Origin of the sequence: Arthrobacter sp. 4R501 (genome assembly GCF_002929755.1) — a bacterium.
Classification (GTDB): Bacteria; Actinomycetota; Actinomycetes; order Actinomycetales; family Micrococcaceae; genus Arthrobacter.
The window spans coordinates 1-9552 of record NZ_PJIW01000036.1; the positions used below are offsets into that span (position 1 = coordinate 1).

7 protein-coding genes are annotated in these 9552 nt (G+C 67.5%); all 7 read left to right on the forward strand.

The window, feature by feature from the left end:
* Positions 1 to 474: 474 nt before the first annotated feature.
* The 7 genes from CXR02_RS21590 (at position 475) to CXR02_RS21625 (ending at position 9468) form a co-directional block, all read left to right on the forward strand.
* Positions 475 to 1311 carry a tyrosine-type recombinase/integrase gene (locus CXR02_RS21590; RefSeq protein WP_219816476.1) on the forward strand — a complete coding sequence of 279 codons (837 nt, stop codon included), beginning with the start codon at positions 475 to 477 and terminating at the stop codon, positions 1309 to 1311.
* A 5-nt stretch (positions 1312 to 1316) separates the two neighbouring features.
* Positions 1317 to 2063, forward strand: a complete 747-nt coding sequence (locus CXR02_RS21595) for a tyrosine-type recombinase/integrase (RefSeq protein ID WP_146072583.1) — start codon at positions 1317 to 1319, stop codon at positions 2061 to 2063.
* Between the two features lie 90 nt (positions 2064 to 2153).
* Positions 2154 to 3632, forward strand: a complete 1479-nt coding sequence (locus tag CXR02_RS21600; protein WP_219816477.1) for a site-specific integrase — start codon at positions 2154 to 2156, stop codon at positions 3630 to 3632.
* A complete protein-coding gene (locus tag CXR02_RS21605; RefSeq protein WP_104063862.1) occupies positions 3632 to 5350 on the forward strand; it encodes a hypothetical protein in 1719 nt (572 codons plus the stop codon). Before CXR02_RS21600 ends, CXR02_RS21605 begins: the two co-directional genes overlap by 1 nt.
* A complete protein-coding gene (locus CXR02_RS21610) occupies positions 5347 to 7545 on the forward strand; it encodes a hypothetical protein (protein ID WP_104063863.1) in 2199 nt (732 codons plus the stop codon). The genes CXR02_RS21605 and CXR02_RS21610 overlap by 4 nt, the downstream gene beginning before the upstream one ends.
* Entirely contained in the window at positions 7542 to 8000 is a 459-nt protein-coding gene (locus CXR02_RS21615) for a hypothetical protein (protein ID WP_104063864.1), read from the forward strand. The genes CXR02_RS21610 and CXR02_RS21615 overlap by 4 nt, the downstream gene beginning before the upstream one ends.
* 478 nt (positions 8001 to 8478) lie before the next feature.
* Positions 8479 to 9468 carry a tyrosine-type recombinase/integrase gene (locus CXR02_RS21625; RefSeq protein WP_104063865.1) on the forward strand — a complete coding sequence of 330 codons (990 nt, stop codon included), beginning with the start codon at positions 8479 to 8481 and terminating at the stop codon, positions 9466 to 9468.
* Positions 9469 to 9552 lie beyond the last annotated feature (84 nt).

Genomic DNA, 9552 nt, shown 5'->3' on the forward strand with positions numbered 1-9552 from the left:
GCTGGAGGCGTTTGGTTTTTCGAAGAGGTGAACTTCGGCGTATCGGCATAGTTTCTCGGGGAGGAGCCTGTTCATGGGAGCAACCGTGCTTCCGTGAAGGAGGCGAGTGCATTGTCTGGAACGAGAAGGAAAGCTGGCCAGCTGTGGCCGCACGTCGAGGGTTACCGAGGGTGGTTGACGCAGCGGGGTTACACGCCGGGCACGGTCCGGAACATGTTGAAGGATTTGGGCCAGGTCGGTCTCTGGCTTTCTGCCGAGGGGCTGAGGGTAGAGGATCTGAACGAGGAACGCGTGACCGCGTTCCAATCTGCCCGGCGAAGGGTTGGCCGGAGCAGGAGCCCAGGTCCCCGCGCTTTGGTTCCCCTGATGAGCTACCTGCGGGAGGCGGGCGCCGTCCCCGAAAGTGCCCCTTTGGTGACACCTTTGGGTGCGCTCCTGGCCTCGTACCGATCGTGGATGGTCCAGGAGCGTGGCTTGGCGCTGAGCACTGTGCTTCGTTACGAGAACACTGCCCGGCGCTTCCTTCAGGAGTCTTCTGTCGGTGGCGTGTTCGCCCCGGAGGCTCTGACCGGAGAGGACATCAATGCGTTCCTGCTGCGGGAATTCGCCCGGGTGTCGGCCGGTTCGACGAAGGGCCGGGTGGCCGAGCTGCGTTCGGTCCTGCGTTTCCTCTATCTGCAGGGCCTCACCGGGTCGAGTCTGGGTGCGTCGGTTCCTGCGGTGGGTGGATGGCGCTTTGCGACTCTGCCGCCGCCGGGGACGTCCGCGGAGGATGTGCAGCTTCTGCTCGACAGCTTTGACCGCAGCACGCTGGTCGGTGTCAGGGACTTCGCGATAGTGATGCTGGTGTCGCGGCTGGGGTTACGGTCCATCGAGGTCGCACGCATGGAACTGCGTGACGTGGACTGGCGGTCCGGGGAACTCATGGTCCGGGGCAAAGCGCGCCGGCAAGACCGGTTGCCGTTGCCGTCAGAGGTCGGCGAAGCGCTGGTCGCCTACCTCTCCTCTGGCCGGAATCCTGCGGATGCCGCCCATGTGTTCCTGACCTGCCGGGCGCCGCGCGGACCGATCCGCGCTGATCTGGTCGGCGATGTTGTCGAGCGGGCCTGCAAACGGGCAGGCCTGCCCAACGTCGGACCGCACGGACTGAGGCACGCGCTGGCCGGTGAACTCCTCCGCAAGGGCGCCGGCCTGGTGGCGATCAGCCAGGTCCTGCGCCATCAGGATCTGGCCACGACCGCCCTCTATGCCAAGGTTGATCTGGTCGCGCTGCGCCAGGTCGCCCAGCCGTGGCCGGGGGTCGTACGGTGATTACGTTGGAGCAGAATCTCGCGGATTACCTGCAACTGCGTCGTTCGCTCGGACACGAAATGGCCGAGGCCCGGTGGCTGCTGCCAGGCTTCGTGGCTTATCTGGACGCCCACGAAGCATCCACGGTGACGATAGAAGCGGCACTGGACTGGGCGCAGCAATCGCCCACAGGCCAGTCGACGACCGTGGGGCCGCGGCGGATGACGGCAGCGCGCGGGTTCGCCCGCTACCTGGCCGGCATTTACCCCGGCACGGAGATCCCGCCGCTAGGTCTGATGCCGCACCGGCAAAGATGGCGCCGACCGTTCATCTACTCCACAGCCGACGTCGAAGCTCTGATGGGCCAGGCCCGCATCTTGATCCGATCGCCGCTGCGGGCCGCGACCTACGAGACTCTGGTTGGTCTGATGGCAGCGGGTGGTCTGCGTATCGGCGAGGCCATCACGCTGGACCGCAGCGACATCGACTGGTCCGAGAGCCTGCTGCTGATCCGCGAATCCAAATTCGGTAAATCCCGGCTGGTTCCACTTCACAGCACTGCAATGCAGGCACTGAGCGCCTACGCCCAACTCCGCGACGAGCTCGAACCCCGACCGGAGGAGCCAAGCTTCTTCGTGTCCCAGACGCACAGACGCCTCTGCTACGCGGTCGTACGCCAGACATTCCGGCAACTGGTCGATGCCGCCGGGGTCGGGGACGGGGCACCCTCGGCGCCGAGGCTTCACGATCTGCGGCACATTGTCTCTGCTTAGTTTCCGTGTGGTGATTGACCCGATCTCGTGTGCCGGGCTGGGTGTTTGGGTTTTGCGCTGAACCGTGTGGTGTTTCTATTGTCATCATCTGTGATCCTGAATTTATTCTCGTCCCGGGGCTGGGAGTCCTGGGATCTCGAGCATCGGCCGTTGATCCCTGAGGGGATGCCCGTGCTCGTCGACGACGACCTGTGCTTCGAGGACGGTCCGGCCGCGCCGCGTCCTACGGCAGCCGTGAACCGGTGGCTGCGTGAGCTTCCTGCCAGCGGGGCGCCGGCCCCGAGCTCGTGGGAGAACTACGCGCGGGCGGTCAAGGTGTGGATGGAGTTCCTGGCCGAGCATGGGGTGGGGTTGTTCGACTCGCGGGAGCGGCTGAAGGCGGGGCTGAGCCGGTATGCCGAGCACCGGGCCGCGGGTCCGCTGAAGGCCCGCTTCGCGGCGACGACGTGGGGCCAGCACATGAGCATCCTGTCGCTGTTCTACGGGTGGGCGATCAACGAGGGGTACGCGAAGGCGGAGCCGTTCACCTACCGGGCCGCGCGGGCGCTGTTCGCGGGGACGGGGCGGGAGGTTCGGGTGAACTTGGCGGTCCGCCGCACCCCGAAGCCGCACGTGAGGATCAAGTACCTGGAGCCGGACTTCACCGGGCTGTTCCGGAATGGCCTGCGGGGGCTGGCACCGGACGGCTCCCGCGACACCGGCTTCCATGGGCGGGAGATGACCCGCAACGCGGCTGTCGGCGATCTCGCGCTGGCCACCGGACTGCGGCTGCAGGAGTTCACCTACCTGTTGCCCTGGGAAATCCCCACGCTGCCGCCGGAGCCGACCAGGGTGCCGATCCCGTTCCCGGTGCCGGCGGGGATCACCAAGGGCAGGAAGTTCCGCACCACGTGGACCTCTTACGAGGCTCTCGCCGGTGTTCACGACTACCTGGAGCTGGACCGGGCGGCCACAGCGGAGGGCTCGGGCTGGCGTCCGCCGCGGCGGTGGGGCGAGCCGCTGATGGTGACCAAGCCTGACGCCCGGGGCGGGCTGGTCAATGGCGTCCGGCGGTCCTGGGCGTCGCTGGCCCCGGCCGAGCGGCGCCGGTTGGTCGCCCCGGACGGAGGCTCGTGCCTGCTGGCACTCAAGAACGGCGGCGGCCCATTCACCGCCTGGGCCACGGTTTTCGAGCGCACATCAGACCGGATCCGGGCCCGCTTCGAGCCCCGGTTCCCGCATGTCTGGCCCCACCGATGTCGCCACACCTTCTCGATGAGGACTTTGGATTACCTGGTCACGGGGCACTACCGGCAGGCCGCGAAGCTCGTGCGGGACACCGATGCCGACGCCGCGTTGGTCTTCTACCTGACCAAGGCCGATCCGCTGCTGGTGCTGCGCGATTTGCTAGGACATTCCACCGTTCTCACCACGGAAAAGTACCTCCGCCGCTTGGACACGACCCGCATCTACCGGGAGGCATACGAAGGGGCCGGAGCAGCGGCCGGACTGACCGGGGATGCGCGGGCCGAACGCGAGGCCGCAGACGAGTTCGCTCAGTACGAAAACGAAGACGAAGGAGAGCCCTGATGCCGACCATGCTTATCGACGAACCGCTCGGCGTCGCTTGCGTGTTCAGCGACGGCAGCCGGGCGGAGTTCTCCCTGGAGGGCCTGCCGAACCCCCGCCTGGCCCGGGATCTGGCCATCGGGCTGGTCGACCTGGTCCACCCGCACGGCACGGCGGACTCAGCGGGCACGGTCAACCACTACGTCCAGGCTCTGCGGCAGATGGTGCGGGCTCTCGCCGGACGAGAGTTCGCCGGCGGCGCCGCCCAGCTCCGACGGGGACAGCTCGCTGAATTCTGGCTGGGCAGCACCGGCCCCCGGGAAGCGTGCACCCGGGCGATGGTGAGGGCATTCGCGCAGGTCGGCGGCGGGCTCGCCGATGGAGTGGCGGAGCTTGCGGCAGGACGGCCCTACAACCTCCAGCCCAACCATCGCCAGCTGCCGCCCTACAGCGAGGCCGAGTGGCAGCGCCTCACCGAGGTCTGCCGCACCCTCGCCGACGAGTCGTACGCCGCTCACCGGCGGGCTCTTGCCGCTGCCGCCCAGGGGAAACATCCGGATTCCGGCGGCTGGAAACCGGAGAATGTGCGTTGGTTGCTGGCCCGGCTCGGCCCGGTAAACGCGGCCCGCTTCGGCGAAGAACTCGGCTGCACCGACTCTGCGGTCCAGCAGCGCGGCGGATTCATGCAGGCCAGCGCTGATCTCTTCCCCACCCACCACGCGATGATCGCCTACCGGCTGCTGTTCGGCGTCTACTCCGGCATCGTCCCCGACGGCATCGACGACCTGGTCACCGATGACATCGACTGGGCCGGAGACAGCACGATCCTGCTCTCCTACATCAAGGGCCGCACGGCCGCCGAGAGCCTGAACCTGCCACGCCGTGCCGTGCGCCTGCTGGAGCAGTGGCTGGCGCACTCGGCCCTGCTGAGAAGCTTCAGCACGCCAGCTGAGCAGCGACGTCTGTGGCTGGCCCTGTCCCGGCCGGGGCACTTCGCGGTCACCGCCGGGACCGGTGCGCGCGTCACCGTCCAGCGGTGGGTCGTGCGCCACCAGATCCTCGGCGAGGACGGGCGCCCCTTGAAGATCCACCGCTCCCGGATCCGCACCACGCACGAGGCGATGCGGGACAAGACCGCCTGGACCGGCAGCGGCCGGGCCACGATCGACCCGAACCACACCCCGGCGGTCGAGGGCGACCACTACCTGACCGCCACCACCCCCGCCCAGCAAAGCGCCGCCGAGACAATCATCGAGGACGCCCAGCACGACATGCTCCGACGCGCCCACCCGCCCACCGTAATCACCGAAGAGGACGCGGCGGCACTGGCCCAAGGCTATCCGCAGCTGGTCGCAGCCATGGACCTGGACGACGCCGCGATCGCCGAACTGGTCGGCGGGCAGCGCGATGTGTTCACCGCCGCTTGCGGGGACCAGCTCTCCGGGCTGCACGGTCCGAAGGGCAAGCCCTGCCCGGCCCGCCCGTGGGTCTGCCTCCTCTGCCCGCTGGCAGTCTTCGCCCCACGGCACGCGGTTAATCTGCTGCGGCTCAAAGCGTTCTTCTCCCGGCAGTGGCAGCAGATGCCCGCCGCACAATTCATGTCCGTCTTCGGGCCCTACGCCGCCCGAATCCAACAGGTCCTGGACCGTTTCGACCCGGGCGTCCTCGCCGCTGCCGCCGCTGGTGCCGCCGACCGGGATGAGGAACTGCCCCTGCGTCCCGAGGAGCTCACCGCGTGAGTACCCCCGCTGCTATCTTCTCTTTCGAGGACCGTTCCGCGGTCTTCGCCGGCGCCGACGTCTGCCGCGAAGCCGGACTCGCCTTGCCCGCCGGAGCGAACCGCTCTCGCTTCGAGGACGACATCTGGGACTTCACCCGCGTCATCGGCCTGCCGGCTCAGATGTCCCGACGCGCGCGGCGCTTTGACTTCGCAGTCATCCCCGGCCCCCGTTGGCGTCTGGTCGCCAAGGAACTCGTGCTGGCGATGCTCACCCCCAGGCACGCATCGGTCATCCCGCTGCCCCGCGCCTACCGCACCGCACTGCACCTGACCACCTGCGCGGGCCGGCTCGGCGAACTCACCCGATTCCTCGCCTGGTTGGCAGGCCAGGGAGTGCACGGCCTGGAACAACTCGACACTCGGCTCTGCGAGGCTTACCTGGCCCACCGCCGCTACGTGCTCGACCAGCACGGGGCCATCGTCGGTGAACAGAGCCACGCAACTAGGCGCTCCGCCGCACAGATCATCGTCGACCTCGTCGACTACCGCGAGCTGTTCACCGCCGACCGTGTCTCCGCGGACCTGCGGCCATGGGGTGGCGCCACGGCCTCGGCGGTCGCCGAGATGCCCTGCGGCCGGACACAGAACAAAACCCCAGCCGTCGAAGACACAGTCCTGCAGCCGATGCTCGCCGCCGCGCTCTATCTGGTCTCCACCCTCGGCCCCCACGTTATCGAGCTCGCCCGGGAAATACGGGAAGCCGACCGCACCTCGTCCTGCAAAGCGGAAGGGCTCCGCCCCGCCGGTCCCGCGCCGGTGGCCGAGTTCACGGGACTGCTGACCGAATACGAACGAACGTGCACACCGCTGCCGATGCTGGCCGAACACCATATCGCCGACCGGCTCGCCGCCGGCTGGGATCCCGATGATCCCCTGCTGCCGGTGGCCACGGGCGTCCTGGCCCGGCAGGCCGGGGCCAGCCAGTACTGCTCACGATGGCTGCCGACCCTGCGCGGACCACTGGAAAGAACCCTCGCAGTGGTGGGAGTGGAGAAGGTCTTCGGACGGGACGCCGCCAAGATCAAGGCAGCAGACGGGGCATCCTCTCTGCCCTGGACACTTCCCCTGCACCGGCAGGAAGCCGTTGCCCTGGTCGGCATCGTCCGCACCGCCGCGATCACCACGCTGGCCACGGTGTCTGGAATGCGCGCGAGTGAACTGATGGAGCTGCGGATCGGCTGCCGCCGCCCGCCCGAGGAACCTGTTCCCGGCCTCACCCGGTTTCGGATCGCCAGCAAGGTCATCAAAGGCCAGCCGCTCGGCGGAACCGACGACGAATGGGTCGTCGTCGAGCCGGTCTATCGCGCCATCGAACTGGCCGAGCAACTCCACCACGGCCCACAGGACGGGGCCCTGCTATTCGGCCGGTTCGCCTTCGACGTCCGCTACCGGTGGTTCAGGAACTGGGTCAACTCCCAGGCCGGGCAACGGCTCGGGCTCGCACCCATCCCTGACGGGCAAGTGAATTTACGAATGCTCAGGCGAACCCTGGCACTGGAAATGGCCTACCGGCCCGGCGGAGTCCTCGCCTCCAAGATCCACCTCAAGCACATTGCCGTGGCCACGACAGAAGGCTATGCCTCCCGCCCCGGCGGGGCCCAGGCCGAGCTCCTCACCGAGGTCAACAAGCACGAGAGCGACCGCAACCTCAACCTCGTCCTCGCCGAGTACCGCAACTACCAGCAAGGCATCCTCCCAGCAGGCCCCGGCGCCAGCAGCCTCACCGACTTCTTCGCTCACATCGACGCCAAACTCGACGCGACCTCCGCGAAGGCACCCAAAACCCAACGCAGCGACCGCGACGCGCTGAACCTGCTGACCAAACGCGCCAAGGTCCTCCACCTCGGCCCGGCGAACTACTGCTGGTTCACCGACCCCTCCCGCGCCCTCTGCCTCAAGCTCGCCGGCACCCCCACCGCCGAACGCCCACTGATTGGCCTGTGCGACTCAGCCCGCTGCCCACAAGCCACCCACCACCCCGGCCACCGTCCCATCTGGGCCGAACACGCCGAACGCACCAAGATCTTCCTCGGCCAACTCGGCACCACGCGCAAGACCGAGCACACCCGGCTCCAGACAGATCTCGACCGAGCCCTCCGCGTCGTCGCCGGGATCGACGCCGCCAGCACCGCCACCGACCAGGAGTCCGCATGAGAATCACCGCAGCCCAGCGCACAGAGAACGAGAACCGCATCCGCGCCGCCATGGACCGACTCCTGCGCGGCGAAATTCCACCCGCGGGCAAATGCGACATCAAAACACTCGCCCACGAAGCCGCCGTCGACCGCACCGCGTTCTACGGCACGCGCCCCTACGCCCACCTCCGCGTCGAGTTCGAACGGCGGGTCCAGGCACTGCAAAAAACGGGCGAAATCCCTGACCCTCGCGAGGCCCAGATCGCCCGGCTCAAAGCAGAGATCACCAACCTCCGGGAACGGCTGACACAGGCGCAGCAGACGATCGACGAACTCACAGACTTCCGCGCCCAGGTCCTGGCGCGGCTTGCCGCCCAGCACGAGGAGATCTTCCGACTCCGCGAGATCGCCGCGGGCACAAGCACGGTGAGCCGCCTGCCCTCGCGAACCACCATCATCGGAACCTGCAGTTGATGTTGCTGCGCCGAAAGGATCCATCGAGAGCCTCGAAGCGCGCCCTCCGCCAGATCGCCGGCCGCGCGCGAGATGGCAGCACGACTGAGAAACTCAGCGACACCTGTTCCAGCCCGAACCATGATCGCGCATGCCCAACCCCCAAGCCCCCACAGGATGAGATGCATCACATCGACTATCCCGGAATGCAACACGCCCGGATGCGTGAGTCGCGAACACGCCCGCAACGATGCCCCTGCTCAATCGCCACACAAGGTCACCTGCACACAGCCTCTGCGGGCACAAGGCACACTTTCGCGGTCCGCACCCTGCTCAGCTGGTATCGGACCGGCGAGGACGTGCAGGCGAAGCTTCCATGGCTATCGACCTACCTGGGCCACCGTGAACCGGCATCGACTTACTGGTATCTGTCGGCCGCGCCGGAATTGCTGGCCTTGGCCGCGGCACGCCAAAATACCCGCTGGACGGCGGTGCGATCATGACGCTGATCGCACCGACCCTGCAGATGTTCTTCACAGACCGGCTCGCCCAACAGCGCCAAGCCAGCCCGCGGACCATCGCCGCCTACCGGGACGCCCTGAAGCTGCTCCTGGAGTTCATCCACACACGGACCGGCAAGCTGCCCTCAAGGCTGGATTGGGACGACCTGGACGCGACCATGATCTCTGGATTCCTCAATCATCTGGAGACCACGCGGGGCAACAGCATCAGGACCCGAAACGTCCGCCTGACAGCAATCCGCTCACTGTTCTCCTACGCCGCGTTACGTCATCCGGAGCATGCGCTGCTGATCCAGCGTGTTCTCGCCATCCCGCCGAAGCGGTTCGACAAGCGCATCGTGACGTTCCTGACCCCGCCCGAGATCGACGCCATCATCGCGGCCCCGGATCAGTCCAGATGGGAGGGCCGGCGCGACAGGGCCCTGATGCTCCTCGCCATCCAGACGGGTCTGCGGGTCTCCGAGCTCACGGGCCTGAACTGCGCCGATGTCACGCTGGGCACCGGCGCGAACGTCCGCTGCGAAGGCAAAGGACGCAAACAACGCGCCGTGCCACTCGCCACTCCCGTCGAGGGACTGCTGCGTTCCTGGCTTGCCGAACGAGCCGGCCAACCACACGAGCCAGTGTTCCCGACCCGGACCGGGCGGCGGCTCTCCCGCGACGCCGTAGCGCTGCGGGTCAGCACACACGCAGCGACCGCTGCCCGAACATGTCCATCGCTATCGGGCAAGAAGATCCACCCTCACGTGTTTCGTCACAGCTGCGCGATGACCTTGCTCCAAGCCGGGGTCGACACCTCGGTGATCGCCCTCTGGCTCGGCCACGCCGGAGTCCGGTCCACCGACGCGTACGTCCATGCCGACATCATCATTAAGGAGAAAGCCCTCGCTCTGACCACGCCGGCATCCGCGAGCCCTGGCCGATACCACCCAACAGACAAGATCCTCGCGTTCCTCGAGAGCCTGTAACTATCCCGAGCCACAAACCGCAGGGACCACGCACACCAGCCCGGGCCGACGGCAGCCTCGGCATAGCCGCGGGCTCGGCATAGG

Coding starts and splice junctions, on each gene's coding strand:
- CXR02_RS21605 (WP_104063862.1), top strand. CDS start 3,632: ATGCCGACCATGCTTATCGACGAACCGCTCGGCGTCGCTTGCGTGTTC.
- CXR02_RS21615 (WP_104063864.1), top strand. CDS start 7,542: ATGAGAATCACCGCAGCCCAGCGCACAGAGAACGAGAACCGCATCCGC.
- CXR02_RS21625 (WP_104063865.1), top strand. CDS start 8,479: ATGACGCTGATCGCACCGACCCTGCAGATGTTCTTCACAGACCGGCTC.